Annotated in this window: 15 protein-coding genes; 12 read left to right on the forward strand and 3 right to left on the reverse strand. The window is 42.0% G+C overall.

The features are described from left to right. The first annotated feature begins 2 nt into the window (after positions 1-2). From CLV99_RS10520 to pstB, 5 genes are all read left to right on the forward strand, one after another. The gene (locus CLV99_RS10520; protein WP_133584455.1) at positions 3-815 is read left to right on the forward strand and encodes a siderophore-interacting protein; all 813 of its coding nucleotides are present in this window, start codon (positions 3-5) and stop codon (positions 813-815) included. Between the two features lie 162 nt (positions 816-977). Beyond that, positions 978-1,835, forward strand: a complete 858-nt coding sequence (locus tag CLV99_RS10525) for a substrate-binding domain-containing protein (protein ID WP_133584456.1) — start codon at positions 978-980, stop codon at positions 1,833-1,835. A gap of 36 nt (positions 1,836-1,871) precedes the next feature. Then, positions 1,872-2,762: a phosphate ABC transporter permease subunit PstC gene (gene pstC, locus CLV99_RS10530; protein WP_021070594.1), complete on the forward strand. Its 891-nt coding sequence runs from the start codon at positions 1,872-1,874 to the stop codon at positions 2,760-2,762. Continuing rightward, complete coding sequence (gene pstA, locus CLV99_RS10535) at positions 2,752-3,609, forward strand: phosphate ABC transporter permease PstA (protein WP_133584457.1); 858 nt, start codon at positions 2,752-2,754, stop codon at positions 3,607-3,609. Before pstC ends, pstA begins: the two co-directional genes overlap by 11 nt. Then, entirely contained in the window at positions 3,599-4,345 is a 747-nt protein-coding gene (pstB, locus tag CLV99_RS10540; protein ID WP_133584458.1) for a phosphate ABC transporter ATP-binding protein PstB, read from the forward strand. Before pstA ends, pstB begins: the two co-directional genes overlap by 11 nt. 52 nt (positions 4,346-4,397) lie before the next feature. Here pstB and CLV99_RS10545 read toward each other — a convergent pair whose 3' ends face one another. Next, on the reverse strand, positions 4,398-6,032 hold the full coding sequence (locus CLV99_RS10545) for a UxaA family hydrolase (RefSeq protein WP_133584459.1): 1,635 nt from the start codon (positions 6,030-6,032) through the stop codon (positions 4,398-4,400). Further along, positions 6,029-7,453, reverse strand: coding sequence for a tagaturonate reductase (locus CLV99_RS10550; RefSeq protein ID WP_133584460.1), 1,425 nt, complete (start codon positions 7,451-7,453; stop codon positions 6,029-6,031). Before CLV99_RS10550 ends, CLV99_RS10545 begins: the two co-directional genes overlap by 4 nt. A gap of 197 nt (positions 7,454-7,650) precedes the next feature. On the opposite strand from CLV99_RS10550, the gene CLV99_RS10555 reads away from it, so the two are divergent. The 7 genes from CLV99_RS10555 (at position 7,651) to nagA (ending at position 19,078) form a co-directional block, all read left to right on the forward strand. Beyond that, positions 7,651-10,737 carry a SusC/RagA family TonB-linked outer membrane protein gene (locus CLV99_RS10555; protein ID WP_133584461.1) on the forward strand — a complete coding sequence of 1,029 codons (3,087 nt, stop codon included), beginning with the start codon at positions 7,651-7,653 and terminating at the stop codon, positions 10,735-10,737. Positions 10,738-10,748: 11 nt separating this feature from the next. Then, positions 10,749-12,302, forward strand: coding sequence for a SusD/RagB family nutrient-binding outer membrane lipoprotein (locus tag CLV99_RS10560; protein WP_133584462.1), 1,554 nt, complete (start codon positions 10,749-10,751; stop codon positions 12,300-12,302). Positions 12,303-12,308: 6 nt separating this feature from the next. Beyond that, a complete protein-coding gene (locus CLV99_RS10565) occupies positions 12,309-14,309 on the forward strand; it encodes an alpha/beta hydrolase family protein (RefSeq protein WP_133584463.1) in 2,001 nt (666 codons plus the stop codon). Between the two features lie 6 nt (positions 14,310-14,315). Then, the gene (locus tag CLV99_RS10570) at positions 14,316-15,746 is read left to right on the forward strand and encodes a Gfo/Idh/MocA family protein (protein WP_133584464.1); all 1,431 of its coding nucleotides are present in this window, start codon (positions 14,316-14,318) and stop codon (positions 15,744-15,746) included. A gap of 96 nt (positions 15,747-15,842) precedes the next feature. Continuing rightward, a complete protein-coding gene (locus tag CLV99_RS10575) occupies positions 15,843-16,574 on the forward strand; it encodes a glucosamine-6-phosphate deaminase (RefSeq protein WP_133584465.1) in 732 nt (243 codons plus the stop codon). 11 nt (positions 16,575-16,585) lie between these two features. Further along, entirely contained in the window at positions 16,586-17,878 is a 1,293-nt protein-coding gene (locus CLV99_RS10580; protein ID WP_133584466.1) for a sugar MFS transporter, read from the forward strand. Between the two features lie 12 nt (positions 17,879-17,890). Then, the gene (gene nagA / locus CLV99_RS10585) at positions 17,891-19,078 is read left to right on the forward strand and encodes an N-acetylglucosamine-6-phosphate deacetylase (RefSeq protein ID WP_133584467.1); all 1,188 of its coding nucleotides are present in this window, start codon (positions 17,891-17,893) and stop codon (positions 19,076-19,078) included. A 5-nt stretch (positions 19,079-19,083) separates the two neighbouring features. Here the strand turns inward: nagA and CLV99_RS10590 are convergent, their stop codons facing one another. After that, positions 19,084-20,088 (reverse strand): LacI family DNA-binding transcriptional regulator, encoded by a 1,005-nt coding sequence (locus CLV99_RS10590; RefSeq protein ID WP_133584468.1) that lies wholly within the window; start codon positions 20,086-20,088, stop codon positions 19,084-19,086. Between the last annotated feature and the right edge of the window lie 105 nt (positions 20,089-20,193).

Raw genomic sequence — 20,193 nt, forward strand, 5'->3', positions numbered from 1 at the left:
ATATGGAAAAGACAGTTATTGCAAGACATATATTTAAGGTAACGGCTAAAGAATACGTAACCCCGCATTATATCCGTGTTCGTTTAAAAACGGACGAAGATACCGATTTTGGAAAATGTACTTTGGGAGCGAATAATAAGATTTTTATTCCCCCAACAGGGGCAAAGGAAGTTCAATTTGCAACTTTCGATAGTGAACGGGGAGAATGGGTAATGCCTGATGAAAATCTAACACCATTGGTACGTACGTATACACATCGTGCATTTGATTCGGAAACAAATGAGGTGACTATTGATTTTGTCAATCATGGAGACAATGGACCGGCTTCCGCTTGGGCGAGAAATGCAGAAATATATGATCAGTTGGGAATAGCAATGAAAGTGAGAGAGACCAAGCATTACACGGAAGCGGACTGGTATTTCCTGATTGGAGATGCGACGGCAATCCCCGTTATCTGCTGTATCCTGGAAAGCCTCCCTGCTGATGCTAAAGGATATTGTATCGTAGAGGTCCCTAGTGAAGCCGATATTCACCCTGAAGTGAAACATGACGGGTTTCAAATCGAATGGATTATTAATGCTCATCCTGAACAAGGTAGTACAATTGCAGAACGGGTGAAAGCGGTAGTTTTGCCTACTGAAGGTTCTAGATTTGCTTATGTCGCTTGCGAATACAGCTCTGTACGTTCATTGCGTTCTTATTTTAAAGAAGACCTGGGATGGAGTAATCGCGATTATTACGCATTCTCCTATTGGAAAGCTGGTGTGGCAGAAGACAAGTCTGCCGCTGACCGACAGGAAGAAAAAACGAAGTAATGTTACATAGCCCTCTAATTTTTTAACAAGAAGTAGAGGGCTATGTTAACTTTTGTGTATTTAATGGTTTTTTTACACAGTTTTAACAAAAAAGCCTGCTCTTAACACGTACTTAATATTGGGTTAAACTTTTCTTTATATTAAAGTGCCACTTTTGTGGTAATGAAGAGAATCAGACCTATTGGTTTAACCTATTTGGGACTCGTGGTACTGACTGTTATTTACAGTTGTACGTCCAAAGATCATTCCATAAAGATGAAAGGCTCGGATACCGAGGTTAACCTAGCTGTTAACCTAGCAGAGAAGTTCACAGCGATTGATCCTAGTTTTAGTATTGCCATATCAGGTGGTGGATCCGGTTTAGGGATTACATCGTTATTGAACGGGCAGGCTGATATTGCCAATTCCTCACGGCCTCTTTCTGAAGAGGAAATAGAACAGTTTAAAAAGAAGGATATTGCACTGAAAACCGTCGTTTTCGCTGAAGATGCAACGGCCTTTATCGTCCATAAGGATTTGCCTTTGGAGGAATTGGATCTAGAAACGCTTGCTAAAATCCTAGATGGTACCATTAAGAATTGGAATGAATTGACACCTGTGAATCTTCCTATTAATATCTATGGGCGTCAAAGCAGTTCGGGGACTTATTCTTTTGTGAAGAAGAAACTGAAGATTGAGTTTTCGGCGGCAGCAAAGGAAATGACTGGTAATGCACAGATTATTGAAGGAGTAAAGGTAGATAAATCTGGTGTTGGTTACATTGGAGCAGGATATGTAGGGGATGAGCCAGAAACGAAGCAAGGCATTCGATTAATTAAGATAAAGGAAACTCCTACAGCTGTTGCCTATTCTCCCAACGATATCGAAGCGATCAATAATAGTTTGTACTTTTTTCAACGTCCGTTATATCAGTTTGTTATCGCTAGCTCCTGGGAAAAAGTTCGGCCTTTTATCGAATTTGAGCAAAGTGATAAAGGTAAAGAGATCATAAAGGACCATGGTTATTATATTAAGGATTAGTAGAGATATCTTCATAAAGAAATAATTCAGACACAGATGAAGTTTAAAACGCGATTGTCTTTGGATGTAGCATTCAAATATATTTTTAAAATAACAGGACTCCTTGTGTTGGCGGCATTGGGAGGAATATTAGCCATGTTGGTGTACAATTCATTTTCTTTCTTTTTGGATGTGAAGCCACTGGATTTTATTACAGGGTTGGAATGGAACCCGACAGGAAAGACTCCAAAGTATGGTATGCTTCCGCTTATTCTCAGTACTACATTGGTCACCTTTGGGGCGATGGTAATCGCTATACCTTTGGGGATCGGTACCGCAGCATTTATAGCAGAATATGCCAGCCCTAAATTGAAGAATATCCTGAAACCAGTGATTGAAATGTTGGCTGCGGTTCCCTCTGTAGTAATTGGTTTCCTGGGAATTGTATTGGTCGGTCCCGGGCTGGCAAATGTTGCGAATTTGCCGAATGGCTTGAACGCACTCAATGGAGCTATCTTGCTTGCAGTAATGGCTTTACCAACTATTATTACGGTTGCGGAAGATGCTATTCATGCTGTCCCTAAGACGTATAAGGAGGCTAGTTATGGTGTCGGAGCTACTAAATGGCAGACCTTATGCCGAGTTGTTATTCCTGCGGCAGCACCGGGTATTATCGCGGCAGTAATGCTAGGAGTAGGGCGTGCTATAGGCGAGACAATGACGGTGTTGATGGCTACGGGAAATGCTTCGTTACTGCCTGAGGGAATGTTTGATTCGGTAAAGACGATGACAGCTACGATCGCTATTGAGATGGGGGAAGTACCTTATCAGACCACCCATTATTTTGCACTTTACGCCATTGCTACCGTATTGTTCTTCATGACACTGATAGCGAATTTGGTAGGCGAATTTTTTATTAACCGTTTTAGAAAGTATCATGCAGCGTAGGAAGTTTAATTTTACATCAATCATCGAATGGGGTACGCTGTTGTTCAGTACGGGATTAGTATGTTTCTTTTTGATTATTGTTCTTTGGGAGATTGTATCTAAAGGTGCGGGAGTCTTATCTTGGGAGTTTATAGCGGAGGTGCCGCGTGAAGGAATGACTAAAGGTGGTATCTTAACCCCTATTATTGGTACTGTATTGTTGACGTTGCTTACCGCTTTGTTTTCTATTCCTTTTGGCGTGTGCTGTGCTATTTACCTGAATGAGTATGCTGAGGATAACTGGTTGACGCGTATTATACGTGCTGCCATACGTAATTTGTCGGGAGTTCCTTCTATTATATACGGTTTGTTTGGATTAGCTTTATTTGTACAGGCATTACAGTTTGGTACTTCTATGCTATCGGCAGGCTTGACCTTAGGGCTACTTTCTTTACCTTATATTATTACGACTACGGAGGAGGCTTTGATGCGTATTCCGGCCAGTACGCGCGAAGCAGCTCTTGCCGTAGGAGCTACTAAGTTTGAAACTATAAAAGATGTGGTATTGCCATCGGCTATGTCCGGTATTTTGACGGGTGTTGTTCTTACATTGTCCAGGGCGGCGGGAGAAACAGCACCTATTCTATTTACGGGAGCGGCGTTCTATATCAACGGAGTAGGAGGTGCTATTGATAATGAGTTCATGGCTTTGCCTTATCACCTTTATATGCTTTCTACGCAACATCAGTCTATTGAAGAGGTACGTCCTATCGCTTACGGTACGGCTCTAGTATTAATTATTGTTGTCTTCTTGCTGAATCTGACAGCTTTCTATATACGTTACAAATACAGGAAAAATGAAAACTAAATTATCTGCAGAAAATCTAGAGATAAGTTTCGGAACAAAAGAGGTGTTGAAAAAAATTAACGTTTCTTTTAATGAGCATGAAATCACAGCATTGATAGGTCCATCTGGCTGCGGTAAGAGTACTTTATTACGTAGTTTTAACCGTATGCACGATCTTTCTCCTGATGCCAAAATTACGGGATCACTTAAATTGGAAAATTTAGATCTCTACGATCGAGCTATTCCTGTTACAGAGATAAGAAAGCGGATAGGTATGGTTTTCCAGAAAGCGAACCCGTTTCCCAAGAGTATATATGAAAATATCGCTTATGGATTGAAGATTAACAACTTGCCTCATGGTAAGGATGTGATTGAAAAAGCATTACGGGAAGCCTTTTTATGGGATGAGGTGAAGAATGATCTGAAGATGCCTGCTACACGTCTTTCGGGAGGACAGCAACAACGCTTGTGTATTGCTAGGGCTGTAGCTTTGCGTCCGGAGGTTATTTTAATGGACGAACCCTGCTCTGCGCTAGATCCTGTGAGTACGTTGAAGATTGAAGAGTTGATTTCTCATCTGAAGGAAAAATATACTATCGTGATCGTAACGCATAACATGCAACAGGCGCAAAGGATTGCTGATAAGACAGTCTTTATGTATCTAGGAGAGGTAAAAGAAGAAGGGGAGACCAGCCAGATATTTAATGCTCCTGAGAACGAGATGACATTGAATTATATCAATGGTAACTTTGGTTAAATTGTTTGTTTTAATTCTGTTGCTTCCGTATGAAAGCAACAGAATTAAAGTGTTATAGACTGATGCCTCTCTTCCAAGGTATAAAGTCATCCTGTTGTAGTTGTACGGCTTTGGGCACTATCTCTCCGTTAGCGGTCTTGATACATAGTTCAAGGATGTCTTCCCCCATTTCCTGTATTGTTTTTTGACCTGAGATAACACCGCCTGTACTAAAGTCTATGATATCTTTCATACGGGTAGCCACTTGGTCATTGGTTGCAATTTTTAACGTCGGACATATCGGATTGCCTGTAGGGGTTCCCAATCCTGTGGTAAACAGAATTAATGTGGCTCCAGATGCGGTTTTACCTGTTGTCGCTTCGACATCATTACCGGGAGTACACACGAGGTTCAGCCCAGTATGGGTGATGGGTTCAGTGTAATCTAAGACATCCACTATGGGGGAGTTACCACCTTTTTTTGCAGCCCCATTACTTTTCATCGCATCTGTAATCAAACCGTCTTTTATGTTGCCGGGAGAAGGATTCATATGGAACCCAGATCCAATTTTCTCTGCTGCCTCTCCATAGCTTTCCATCAGTTTGACAAACTTATCGGCATGTTCCGGATTACGCATTCTATCTAACAGTTGTTGCTCGACACCACATAGTTCCGGAAATTCGGCTAGTAGGACGGAGCCACCTAAGCCGACCAATAAATCGGAGGTGTACCCGATAGAAGGGTTTGCAGATATTCCACTAAAACCATCAGATCCGCCACACTTGACGCCTAAGACGAGTTTACTGAGTGGGGCCTCTTGACGTTCTATTTTATTCGCTTCAACGAGGGCATTGAACGTATCCGTCATCGCTTTTTCTAGGAGCATGGTTTCTGTTCCTACTGCCTGCTGTTCAAAGTGCAATATAGGTTTGTCGAGTGTCGGATTCCTTTGTTTTAATTCGTCTAACAGCAGTTGCAACTGTAGGTTTTCACAGCCTAATCCTAATATGGTAGCTCCCGCTACGTTAGGATGATCGATGTATGCTGCTAATAGCTTGCCGAGTATTTGGGCGTCTTCGCGGGTTCCCCCACATCCACCTTCGTGTCTCAGAAATTTTATCCCATCGATGTTTTTAAAAAGCCGTCTCTCTGTAGGTCTACTAGGGTTATCTAGGGTAAATTCACTTAATGTCTGACCATTATTGTAGGCGTCTACGAGATGCGCTACGTAATCCTTGTAAGGATTACTGATACTATACCCTAGATTTTCGAGCATGGCTTCTTTGAGAATATCTAGGTTTCTATTTTCACAGAATACCGTGGGAATAAACAACCAATAGTTTGCTGTTCCTACCCGGCCATCAGCGCGGTGATAACCTTTGAAAGTTCTGTTTTTGAAACGGGATAAATCAGGTGCTTCCCATTGATGGCGATAGCCCTGATAGCTATATGGACTACTCGCATGAACGGTATTTGATGTATTGATAAGTTGACCGCAGTGCATGTTTTGAGAGACTGATCCGACGACCTCTCCGTACATATATATAAGTCCTCCTCTTTCTGAGTCTTCTGCTAGGAACTTGTGTTTTGCAGGAATCTTCTCAGTTACGGTATATGTTTTGTCGTTTATAACGATAGATGCTCCTGCTTCTAATTCTTGTAATGCAATAATCACATTGTCTTTTGGATGTAGTTGTAGTGCTTTCATAAACGTTGCATGATTTGATGTATTGATACTGTTTCCAATTGTTGGAGATGCTGTTTTATTGCGGGAGCCCAAGACGGCCAAATCATAAGGTCTGTCCCCCAGATGGTTTTATTGGATAAGAATTCTTCTATTTTGTCAAAATTTAGATTTTTAAACTCATCAGCTAGGCTTTTGTCTTCTAACAGATGTGTGTGTGTGTTCATCAAAAATAGGTAGGCCGCAAATCCGAAGCTTATATATTGAGGAGCTTGCTCTTGAAATGTGTACCAGTAGGATAATAGAGGCAGTACCCGGCTTTTTATTTTAGCATGGTAGTTTTGCGCAATATTGGCCCACTGATGTTGTATGAATGGGTTTTTAAACCGGTCAATAATACGCTCGGAAAAAAAGGCCAGTTCCTTTTTTTGTATTCCCTGTGCTTCCAGTGAGGGAATTATTTCTTGATTTATCAGCTGGCTGATAAATCTTTCGTAAGTCGGCTCAGCAAGTGTATCCTTTACGAATTGATGTTGTGCTGAGAATGCTATCGCAGCCATCAGGGTGTGGGTGCCATTAAGTATCCTTAGTTTGATCTCTCGCACTGATGCTATGGATGGTAAGATGAAGGTATGTGGGGAGAGACCTATAAAAGAAAGCTCTTGTTGTACATAATCATCTTTACTTTCGATCGCCCAAAGGAAATAAGGTTCTGCTGCGATAGCCAATTTATCGGTATAGGAGGAATCTTGTAATGTAATTGCTCCAGGTACAATACGGTCAACTAATGTATTGCAGAAATAAACATAGGTATCTAACCATTGGATAAATGCGCTTGGTAAGCTGTGACCTGTAGCTAGTTTTCTTACGATTTGTGCTAGTTTGACCGCATTGTCATCTATTAGCTCTGTGGGTAGTACGATAGCTTTTGATTCGTCTGTAGCTCCCAAGTGCTGAAAACGTGCATAGAGATAGCTTGTCAATTTGCCTGGAAAGCTTTTAGGTGGGCAAGCAAAGATATCGTCATCGGTATCGACAATTCCTTTCTCCGTAGTGTTGGATATGATGATGTTTATTTCTTTGTTTTGGGCATGCTCGAGAATAGTATTCCATGAAGTGTTGACATCGAGTATGTCATTTACGCAGGTAATTATTTGTTGTGTTGTTGTTTCTTTATTGTTTTGGATGCCAGCAGTACGTAGAGTGTAGAGTCCATCTTGTTGTAAGAAAGGTTCTATACTCCCTGTTTGAGTCGATTTGATCATTACAATTCCACCATTGAATGTGCCTGACCGATTGGCTTCTTCGATACAAAATGCAGGTAGGGCACGCAGCAGTACGCCTGTACCAAATAGTAAGACACGAGTAGGTTGTTTAGGAGAGGAAAGGCACTCCTGGTCTACTTGATTGCTGATTTTGGGAAGATTTTCTCTGTTTAAATGCATGGCTTAATGAACTTGATTACCGCTGGATATTAAAGTAATTGTTGCAATTCTATCCTTTTTTTGACAGTTAAAGAAGTAAATTAATCGGTAGCGTTATCGGAACTATATTTGGCCATTTGATTGCAAACCTGAGGAGAATCTTATTTCTTTGAACCTATCGTCTGCATGAAGACGGTATTACTATAACCCTATTTATTATGATGAGAAAAGAACTTTTAACGCGAGTCTTCTCACTTGGATTGCTCGCACTTCTTGGGATACTACAGATTAGTCTGGCAATTGCGCAGGACAATGTATCCAGGAAATTTACCGTTACGGACAAGTCCAGTCAGACTAGGCTTGTCGGTGTATCATTAATTAACAAACGTACCAAACAATCTACAGCTACCAATGCTACAGGAGAGGCTAGTCTACAAGCTGCTTCGGGGGATCAGATTCAGATCCAGATGGTCGGTTATAAGACATTGGTGCATATCGTTACATCCGCTCAGGATGTCCGTGTTGAACTGGAATCTCAGCAAGAGGCCATATCGGAGGTGGTAGTCACAGCATTGGGTATAAAAAGGGAGACTCGGGGACTCACTTATTCTACGCAACAATTGGCTAGCGATGCTGTAAACAACGTCCGGGATAATAGTGGTAACATTATGACCAATCTGACGGGTAAAGTGGCCGGTGCTACAGTAACTACAGCCTCTACCGGGCCAGGAGGTGCAGCACGGGTCGTGTTACGGGGTAATAAGTCGATTAATGGAAATAATAATGCTTTAGTAGTAGTCGATGGTGTGCCTTATGATAATACAGCTGGCCCTCAGGCGACTGGAACAACACCTAATTATGGTACCAGTGACGGAGCGGCGAATATCAATCCAGACGATATTGAATCCATTAATATTCTAAAAGGACCATCTGCAGCTGCTTTGTATGGGGTAAGGGGAGCGAATGGGGCAATTATTATTACGACAAAACAGGGGCAAGCTGGACGCTATAGTATCGATTATAATGGTAGTGCATCACTAGACCAGGTCAATATGCTGGCTGATTTTCAAAACTCCTATGGTCGCGGAAATGGCGGAAAGAAAGGTGTAAATATCGGAGAAAGTTGGGGCGAACAAGGTACTACTTATAAAAATAATGTAAGGGATTTCTATAGAAATGCTGCTACGTTTAATAACAGCATCAGCACTTATGGAGGGACTGAAAAAGTGCAGGGCTATATGTCTTACAGTAATAATAAGATCGGAGGGATATTTCAAGGGAATGACTTGAAACGGAATAGTCTGAATCTGCGACTGAATACGGAATTGATTCCAGGTCTTAAGACGGATGTCAAGCTGAACTATGTCAATCAGCAGATTGCTAATCGACCTCGATTGGGTGATACAGGGATGCCGATAGAGGCCTATATCATGCCTAGAGATATGGATGACGCAGAATTGAAAGATTTTGAGACAATTGATCCCTCTGATGGTAAACCACTGCGCAAGTATTGGTCGGGTTCTTCTATCTATGATAATCCTTATTGGAGTGTAAATCGCACATCTGTCAATGAAGCCCGGGATCGGATTACAGCATTGGGTTCGGTTTCGTATCAACTGACAGACTGGTTGAATGTATTGGGACGTTATTCGTTTGATACATATAAGGATGTGATGGATGGATCATTCTATCATAGTACGGTCTCCTTGGGCGACGTACGTGCTGGCGGTAAATATTATCAAACACATACCCAATATTCGGAACAGAATTTTGATTTCTTGTTGAACGGGAAGCACGAACTGAATGAGGATATTCAATTGAACTATACGGTAGGGACAAGTTTTTTGAAGCGAAAGTATAATAGCTTTCAGAATATGGCTAATGGACTGAGTATCCCGAACCATTTTTCTTTTTTAATGGCGACAACACCTGAATTTAAGGATATTAAAAACTATGAGCGGAGATTGAATTCTATTTATGCTAGTGCACAATTGGGTTTTTACAATAATATTTTCTTAGACTTGACAGCACGTAACGACTGGTCGTCTACATTATCCTCGCCGCATAGTTTCTTTTACCCGTCCGCAGGTCTGTCGGTTGTTTTCCACGAATGGTTGGAACTCCCTGATTGGGTTACATTCGGAAAAGCTAGAACTTCCTATACAAAAGTTGGAAATGATCCTGATCCTTTACTCTTGGCACAAATATATCAATTTGGCTTGGGTGCTGAAAAGGGATTTGTATTTAGAAGCGCAACCAAATCTATTCCTGACTTAAAACCTGAGGAAACGACGTCTTTTGAGGCCGGGGTAGATATGAAATTTTTTAACGATAGGTTGGGATTTGATGCTACTTATTATAAGAGCAATACGGTCAATCAGCTGATGTTTATCCCTATGCCAATGGCTAGTGGGTTTAGTAGAGAGTATATCAATGCCGGTGATATCCAAAATAGCGGGTTTGAGATACAATTGACTGCTGTGCCTGTGCAAAAGGAAAACTTTAAATGGAATACGGGAATCAACTTTGCCGCCAATACGAGCAAAGTCCTGAAACTACACTCGAAAACGAAGCGCGTTGACGTCACTGCGAGTACAAAATATGCTACAGTGGTCGTCAATGAGGGTGGAAAATACGGTGACTTGTATGGACATAAGTGGAAACAGGATCCGGGTACTGGAAAATATGTTGTCGATGCTACGGGCTTGCCAGTTGTAGAAAGTAATCAAAAGTTGGGTAATTTTAACCCTGATGCATTGATTGGTTGGACGAATAGCTTTAATTATAAGCGATTTACATTGAATACCCTTATCGATGCACGTATCGGAGGAGAGATTGTATCGGGGACTGCCGCTTATCTAGCTTCTTATGGTGTAGCCGAATTTACAGAGAAGTATAGAGAAGGTGGTTTGGTTCTGGATGCCGTACAGGCAGACGGTAGCGCTAATACAGTGGCTATTACCGCACAGCAATTATGGCAGAAGGTAGGACAGAACGGTCGTGATGCCTGGGGTGATTTTTTTGTGTATGACATGACTAATGTCCGTATGCGTGAGCTGGCATTGGCTTACAAATTTGATGTAAGCAAGATTAAAGGATTGCAGGCAGCCCAAGTGTCTCTAACAGCGAGAAATCTATTCTTCTTCTATCGTGGTAAGTCTAAATTGGATATCCCAGGAATCGGTAAGATCAAAAACCCTATTGACCCTGAAGGAGCGCTGGGATCGGGTAATTATCAAGGCGTGGAAGTTGGTCTTGCACCAGGTGTGCGTACTTACGGTCTAAATCTTAAACTGACATTTTAACCAAAGAAACCATGAAAAGATCAATAATATATAGTATAGTAATCAGTATGGGGTTATTATCCTGTACCAAGGACTTCGAAAAAATAAATACAGACCCTGATAATCTAACCGAGGTGGGGCCACGTGAACGGCCATTCATGTTTGCTAAAGCACAATCATCGGCAGCGATGAATCGCTCGTTCTATCAGACGGTACAGAATTTAGGTCCAGATTTGTATGCGCAGTACTTTGCATTGACTACGACCTCATTCAGGACAGACCGTTATGCATTGACACCCGATTGGCAACGTCGTTTCTGGACAGTAGTATATGTGGATACTGCTCCACAGCTAAAATCTATTTTAGATAATGTCGAACCTAATTCAGGTGAGGCTGCATTGGCCAATATTCAATGGGTGTATGCATTTCATAGACTGACGGACCAGTTTGGACCTATACCTTACTTTGATGCGGGAGAACCGAAGGATGTAATTCCTTATGACCCTGTGGATAAAATCTACGATGATTTTTTCAAAAGACTAACTACTGCGGTGGACAATCTGAAGGCGCTTCCTGCCGGAACGAAAGTTTATCAAGGGTATGAACTGATGTATGGAGGTGATATCAATAATTGGATCGCATTTGCGAATTCTTTACGGCTTCGTTTAGCTTTACGTATCTCTAAGGTGGATGCTAGTCGAGCTAAAATCGAAGCGGAGGCCGCTGTGACATCCGGTGTGATGGTAAATAATGGGCAGAATGCTTCGCTTTCGAAATCATTGAATGGAAATGATACAAATGGCTTGTCTCAAGTGGCTGCCTGGAATGAGTTTGCGATGAGTTCTACTATAGCCTCTTACTTAAAAGGCTATGTAGACCCCCGTATGGATAGGTATTTTCAGCCTAGTGTGATTGGAGGTACATTTAATAGCTTGCGGAATGGTATGCCTGCAGCCGATCTGGGTATAGTAAGGAATCAAGCCGGATCTAATTCTAATGTGGGCAGATATTGGGTGGAATATGTAGGAACAAGTTCGGTACTTACACCAAATTTGGTTGCACGTTTTCATATCATGTCTGCTGCAGAGTCTTATTTTCTACGCGCAGAGGGTGCACTGAACGGCTGGAATATGGATGGTACTGCTCAAGCCCTATATGCAGAAGGGATCAAGTTGAGTATGCAGCAATGGGGGATAAACGATGCCGGTCAAATACAGGCTTACTTGAGTTCTTCTGTTCAGCCAGTCGCGCCTGGTGATTATCACAATTCTCCGGCGGTAGCTACTACTCCGGTGAAATGGGATGCTGATCCGGCGGTGCAACGTGAACAGATTGGAACACAAAAGTGGCTTGCTATCTATCCTGATGGTATGGAAGCTTGGGCGGAGTTTCGGAGATCGGGATTTCCAAAGATGTATAATCTGTTGAATTCGGAGAATGCAGATCTTCCTGTAGGTACTTTTATCAAAAGAATGCCGTATCCATTGACTGAGGAAACGAATAATTTGGAAGAGTTAACTAAAGGAAGGGCTTTGTTGGGAGGAAAGGACAATGCGGCAACACGTGTATGGTGGGATGTTGATTAATAATTTATGCGACTCTATATCTATTTTCTTTTTATGATGGCTTCTACTTCTATGGCGATTGGACAGGATGCGGTACCCGAGGTACTGGGAATACCCAAGCATTTGGATCGGACAGCTAGCTATGTACAGCATAGATTGAAAGAGGTATGTATGCAACATAATAGTTCTAAAGAATCGATCTACGGATATGTGACTTCTCATCTCGGCTTAGATAAGGCGGAGATGGGAAGCTTGGATGTACAGGTGGTAAAGGAGATGGATCTAGGAGATTTTGTACTCCGTTATATTGTATTCCAAACGATGGAAGGGGTCTACGTCCCGGCTCATTTGTATGTCCCCAAAGGAGAGGGGCCTTTCCCCGCAGTGTTGAATAGTCATGGGCATTGGCCTAATGGAAAGGCGGGGGAGATTGTGCAGCGTACGGCCCAGTTATTGGCTAGGAATGGTTATGTCTGTTTGACTATGGATGCCTGGGGCTCAGGAGAAAGGGGAGCGAACCATGTCCATGAGTATCATGGTGCGAGGTTAGGTTCATCCTTACTTGATCTGGGTGTCCCCTTGATGGGAATGCAGGTTCTGGAGAATAAAAGGGCAATCGATCTGTTGCAATCATTAGAATATGTGGATAGCGAACGTATTGCTGCCACTGGGGCTAGTGGAGGTGGTAATCAGACGTTTTGGATTTCTACTTTGGATGAGCGGGTAAAAGCTGCCGTACCTGTGGTGAGTATCGGTACGTTTGAATCCTATATCCTGAACAGCAACTGCGTGTGTGAGCTTTTACCACACGGATTGATGCATTTGGAAACAAGTGATATGCTGGCAGCGGTGGCGCCCAAACCTATTAAGATATTATCCGCATTACGTGATGGCAATGCCGCGTTCAATGTTGGTGAAATGTTGCGCACGTTTAATAAAGCCCAACCTTTTTATAGTGATATGCATGCTGCGGAGAATCTCTCTTATGAATTGTTTGATGAGAAGCATGATTATACACTACCTATGCGATTGAGTATGTTAGACTGGTTTGATTCCTGTTTTGACGTGAAAAGAAATAAAGTGGATACCCTGTTTCATCAGATAAGCGATGCCGAATTGCGAGTTTTAGATGATGCTACACTAAAAAGCAAGGTGCCTACAACCTCATCCTACGTGAAAAAACGCGCAGCACACCTGTCGAAAGAGTTGCTGTCGAATAGTCATTTAGCTATAAAGGAAAAAATGGGGGAGCTGGATGAAATGCTCCAGGTACAGAGGGATAGTGTCCAACATGTAGAATCTATACCTGATCAGGGAAAGTATCAGCGTGTGGTCATCAGTACTGGCCAAGGCAAGTTAATACCTCTTGTGATAGAACGTTCGGTAGAGGTGACAAATAAGTTGAAAATTGTATTTGGTTCGAAAGGGAACATGGAGGTCGCTCCGGAAAAGATATCAAGCTGGGTAAAAGCTGGTGAAACGGTGGTATTGGTTGATCTTTTCGGCTTGGGCGAACGTAGCTCAACGACTGCCGATCAGATCGATGGGCAGTTGCCTCGTTTTCACACCTTGTCGCGATCGTTGTTATGGTTGGGAGAGTCTATGATGTCTATCTGGCTATCCGAGATGGATGTGGTTATCGCATACATCAAAAAAGAGTTTCCTAATACCGAAATCGAAGTAGTGGGAGATAGAGAGACGGCGGTCTGCGCCTTGATGTACGGGGCTATGTCTCCTTCTGCTATGCAATATCTCCTTTCTGATCTGCCCTACAGTTATGTGCCTGATTATGTTGCAGCAGCGGACCGAACAAAAGAGGGAACTAATATGGCGATGCATTTACCGGGTATTATCTCTTGGGGGGACGTGCAGTTGTTGTTGGCTCTTGGAAAAGGAGCGTTCTATGTTGATGGATTGATTGGTATTTCCGGCCGAAAAGTCTTAAAAAGTGAACAGCTTGATTTTGAATATAAGGTAAAGCGTCTAAAGAAAATGTTAAATAACGAAAGTGTAATTCACTTTAATTAATGAACTATGGGAACAAATAGAAGATCATTTTTAAAACTCTCTGGATTAGCAGGGCTGGGATTGATGGCTCCCGCATTACAGTCAAGTACTGTGGTGCAAGATAAGGGTAAACTCAAGAATATCAAAAAAGAGGCAGAGAAGAAATATAAGCCAATTTTTAATATGTCTGGCTATGCTGCACCAGCTTTAGATACGGTAAGATTGGCCTTTATAGGTGTTGGAAATAGAGGTTCTGCTGCAGTCGAGCGAATGAGTCGGATAGAAGGGGTACGTATACAAGGAATATGTGATGTACGGGCCGAAAAGGCGAATGCCGCTAAAAAACGTATTCAGTCAGAAGGACACAAAGCACAGTTATATACTGCTGGTGATACAGCATGGAAAGATATGTGTTCAAGGGAAGATATTGATCTAGTTTATATTGCTACACATTGGCAGACACATGCAGAGATGGCTATTTATGCTATGGAGCAGGGAAAACATGTCGCTTTGGAAATACCCGCCGCAACAACGGTAGAGGATTGCTGGCGACTGGTGATGACTTCTGAGCGTACCAAGAAGCACTGTGTTATTTTGGAAAACTGTTGCTATGATTTCTTTGAATTATTAACATTGAACTTAGCAAGACAGGGATTCTTCGGTGATATTGTACATTGTGAAGGGGCCTATATACATGACATCTTGAATAGTTTTTTTGATGAAGAGAAGCGTTATGATTTTTGGCGATTGAAGGAGAATGCGCATCGGAATGGTAATCTCTATCCAACTCATGGGATAGGGCCCGTATGTCAAGTGCTTAATATCAATAGAGGTAATCGATTGGAGTATCTATCGTCGATGTCCTCTGCTGATTTCAGTTTACACAATAAGGCGAAGGAAATGGCTAGCAAGGACAAGCGGTTTGAAAGCTATCTGGATAAGCCATTCCGGGGCAACATGAACCTGTCAAATATTATGACGCATAGTGGTGCTACGATCGCACTGCAACATGATGTGAGTACTCCTCGTCCTTACTCTAGGATTCATATGGTGAGCGGGACGAAAGCATTTGCGCAAAAGTATCCACTTCCTGGAAAAATAGCTATTGGGCATGATGACTTTCTAACAGAGGACAAACTGAACCAACTCCAAATGGAGCATGAGCCTCAGATCATAAAACATATTGGCGAGCTTGCTAAGGATATCGGTGGACATGGGGGGATGGATTTTATGATGGACTGGAGGCTAATCGATTGTTTAAGAAACGGATTGCCTGTGGATATGGATGTGTATGATGCCGCATCCTGGAGTGTTATCGGCCCATTGAGTGAATGGTCGGTGGCAAATGGCTCCAAACCTATAGCAATTCCTGACTTTACAATGGGAAGATGGAAAGATAACATTGTTCATGATATCAACTTAAAAACCGGAGGCAATACTAAGGTAATTACCTTGTAGTGTTGTGTTCATATATCGAATGGATTAAACATAGGCATGCTGCCCGTTAAGGGCTGTGTCTACTATATTGTATACTCATAAATAATTTTATTGCTAATGAAGATTGAAAGATTTGAAACACGTCAGGATTTAGGAAAACATGCAGGTAAATTGGGCGCAGAATGGATTAAACAAGCGATTGCAGAAAGAGGGGAGGCAAATATAATATTGGCTACGGGGCAGAGTCAGTTTGAGACAATCGAAACACTGATTGCAACTGCGGGTATTGATTGGTCTAAGGTCCGTATGTTCCATTTGGACGAATATATTGGGATGTCTATTACACATAAAGCAAGTTTTCGTAAATATCTTACCGAGCGTTTTGTAGCAAAAGTAGACCCTCTATTGGAGGTAATACTGATCAATGGCGAAAATAATCCGGAGGAAGAATGTGAGCGATTGGAGAAGAAAATAAGCGCACATCCGATTGATGTTGCTTTCGTTGGAATCGGAGAAAATGGGCACTTGGCATTTAATGATCCACCTGCAGACTTTGATGTTGAAGATGCTTATCTTATTGTGAATCTGGATCAGCAATGTAGACAACAACAAATGGGAGAAGGATGGTTTGGAAGTCTTGAAGAGGTGCCTCTACAGGCTATATCGATGTCTATCAAGCAAATAATGAAGTCAAAAAAGATTGTGTGTGCGGTGCCTGATGCACGAAAGGCGGAAGCGGTTAAAAACTGTCTGACATTACCAATCTCTAACTTGAACCCGTCTAGTATACTACAACAACATGAAGACTGTGTGGTATTTTTAGATCAAGGATCGTCTTCTAAATTATAAGATACATATTTATGACCACACAGACATTAGATAAGAAGAGTACGTATATTTCGATTGGAATTATCGGGATGATGTTTTTTATTTTCGGCTTTGTTTCCTGGGTGAATGCCATCTTGATTCCTTACTTTAAGATAGCCTGTGAATTGACAAATTTTCAGTCCTATTTGGTTGCGTTTGCATTTTACATTTCTTATTTGGTGATGTCTATGCCTTCTTCCTATCTATTGAAACGTGTCGGGTATAAAAAGGGAATCGTTGTTGGTTTTTGGATTATGGCTATAGGGGCATTGCTTTTTGTTCCTGCTGCATTTGGACGAACATACGTTATTTTCTTGTTAGGATTATTTACGTTGGGTGCTGGTTTGGCTGTTTTACAAACTGTTGCTAATCTGTATATCACGCTGGTCGGAGATAAAGAGCGAGCAGCCCAGCGTATCAGTATCATGGGAATATGTAATAAAGGAGCCGGTATATTGGCTCCTTTAGTATTCTCCTGGGCTATTTTAAGACCTAGTGATAATGAGCTTTTTAAGGCTATTCCATTGATGGATGATATCTTAAGAGCAGAAGTACTTGATGATCTGATCTTGCGCGTGGTGGTTCCCTATTCGGTTATGGGCGCTGTTCTGTTTTTAATTGGATTGTTTGTTCGGTTTTCGCCTCTTCCTGAGATTGAAAACCCCGAAGGTACGGAAGTATCTGCCGGTCGTGATAGCTTATTTCAGTTTCCGCATCTGGTATTAGGTGCGATTGCAATTTTTCTACATGTCGGGACGCAGGTAATCGCGATAGATACCATTATCAGTTATGCCGACTCCATGGGTGTATCTTTGTTGGAAGCGAAGTCCTTTCCTTCTTATACGCTTTCTGCTACTATTGTGGGGTATTTTATGGGTATTCTCTTGATCCCAAGGGTGCTGAGCCAAAAGCGAATGCTGCAGATTTGTAGTTTGTTAGGGCTTTTCTTTGCATTGATGGTGTGTGTAATGAACCAAGATGTAGGTTGGATGGGGTATGAGGTGAATATTTCTATTTGGTTTTTGGTATTTATAGGTCTCCCTAATGCTCTTATCTGGGCTGGGATATGGCCTTTGGCACTCGATGGCTTGGGGAAATATGCAAAACAGGGATCGGCACTGTTGATTATGGGGCTGTGTGGTAATGCTATTCTTCCGATGATCTATGGAGCTGTTGCGGATAAGGCGAACGAACAGTTAGCTTATTGGGTACTTGTGCCTTGTTTCTTGTATATTGCATTCTATGCTTTTTATGGGCATAAAGTTACTTCTTGGAAAAAGGTTTAATATTTTCTACTTATGCTAACGATTATAAATGCGCATGTAATCAGCTCAAATGGCATTATCGATAGAGGCTGGGTCTCTATAAAAGACGACTGTATTGTAGCTATTGGCGATTATAAAACATTACCTAAAGAGGGGGGGCAAGGTGAAATTATAGATGCGCAAGGTTTGTATCTATCCCCAGGTTTTATTGATATACATGTACACGGAGGAGGTGGTGCTGATTTTATGGATAATGAGTTGGAGGCTTATCTTACCATTGCTGAAACGCATGCGAAGTTTGGAACAACAGCGATGTTTCCAACTACGTTGACGAGTGAGGCCGAGTTACTATGGGAAACTTTTAGTGTATATGAACAGTCCCTCTCTATGAATCAGTCTGGGGCTAGGTTTTATGGCTTACATTTAGAAGGACCTTATTTTGCCATGAATCAACGGGGAGCACAAGACCCCCGTTTTATTAGGAATCCGGACCGGCTAGAATATCAGTCTATTTTGACTAAATATAGACATCTGATCGCTCGTTGGAGTGCAGCTCCGGAGCTACCAGGCGCTTTGGAATTTGGCGATCATGTCTGTGAAGCTGGAATTGTGCTGGCATTAGGGCATACCGATGCGGTATATGAAGATGTGGTCCGTGGGGTGGCACATGGTTATCGTCTCGCTACACACTTGTATTCGGGCATGTCAGGGATGACCCGCAAAAATGCATTTCGATATGCAGGGGCAATCGAGTCTTGTTTATTATTGGAAGAGATTGATGTGGAGATTATTGCCGACGGTATCCATCTACCGGAGCCTTTCTTAAAGCTGATCTGTAAGAATAAGAGAAAGGATCAGATTGTCCTTATTACCGACGCGATGCGAGGTGCAGGTACATCGGATAGAGAGAGTATACTGGGGAGTAAACAGAATGGAACTCCTGTAATAATAGAAGATGGTGTCGCAAAACTACCGGATTTGACTTCATTTGCGGGGAGTGTAGCTACAGCGGATCGTCTAATTCGGACGATGGTTGATATTGCTGAAATCCCATTGATGGATGCGGTACAAATGCTAACGCTCAATCCAGCGCGAATTATGAAAATAGATAGTCAAATAGGAAGTATCGAGAAAGGCAAACAGGCCGATCTAGTATTATTTGATGAAAAGATAGCGGTTAAGATGACTATTGTGGGGGGAAAGGTAATTTACAAAGCCTGATCTTATCAGACGGATTGTCTCTCAATTAGTTTTCCGGAGATGAGTATTTCTCGAGGTTCGAAGTCTTTATTTTTAATATGCCGTATCAATAATTGACAACTGCGGCATCCAATCTCAAAGGCGGGCTCTTCGATGGTGGTGAGGTTGGGTTCTATTACTGTAGCGATGGGGTCATTGGTAAAACCAATTACACCGAAGTCTTGTCCTACACGAATACCGACTTGGTTAAGAGCCTGTATAGCGCCTACTGCTTTACGGTCGTTTACTGCGAAAATCGCGTTCGGTGGCTGAGGGAGGGTAAGAAGAGCCTTTGTATCATCAAATCCATGAGACTGTCCAAATCCTGAAAAGACAATATACTCTTTTCGATGGGGTATCTTGGCGTCGGTGAGGGCCTGTAGATATCCGCGGAGTCGCTCTTGAGTGAATGAAAGTTCTGAAGGGCCTGCAATATGGGCTATTCTATCATAGTTTTTGTTGATCAAATAAGTAGTCGCTTGGTATGCACCGTCAAAGTCACTCTGTACTACTTTGGAGGCATGTATTTGTTGTGGAACTCGATCAAAAAAAACAATAGGTAGCCCTGTACGCATCATCGTTTCAAAATGTTCAATGATATGGGAGTTGGATGAGATAGAAATCAATAATCCATCTAAGCTGCTGGTAGCGATATTTTCAATGAGTTTTTTTTCCCGTTCTATATCGTCGTTCGTGACGTATAGGATGATGTTGTACCCCTGATTATAGGCTTCTTCTTGTATGCCGGATATTACAGTCGAAAAGTAGTAGTTGGTAATGAATGGAATGACGACTCCTATATTCTTTGTATTACCTGAAGCTAGAGCTGATGCATTTTTATTGAGTTTGAAGTTCAGCTTTTCGGTAAGTTCTAAAACACGTTTTTTTGTTTCGGGATTGACATCGTATGCATCTCGGAGTGCACGCGATACTGTAGAGACGGAGATGTCCAACATCTTTGCTATATCTTTTATACCAAAACTCTTTTTCATAACCATGGGAGGAATAAATTACCACCTCTAAAAATACACAGAATGTATAGAAAATTGGCTAAGTATTGAAATTTTAGTGTCAAATTTATGACATCATCTGTCCGA

The organism is Sphingobacterium yanglingense (assembly GCF_004363245.1).
Lineage (GTDB): Bacteria > Bacteroidota > Bacteroidia > Sphingobacteriales > Sphingobacteriaceae > Sphingobacterium > Sphingobacterium yanglingense.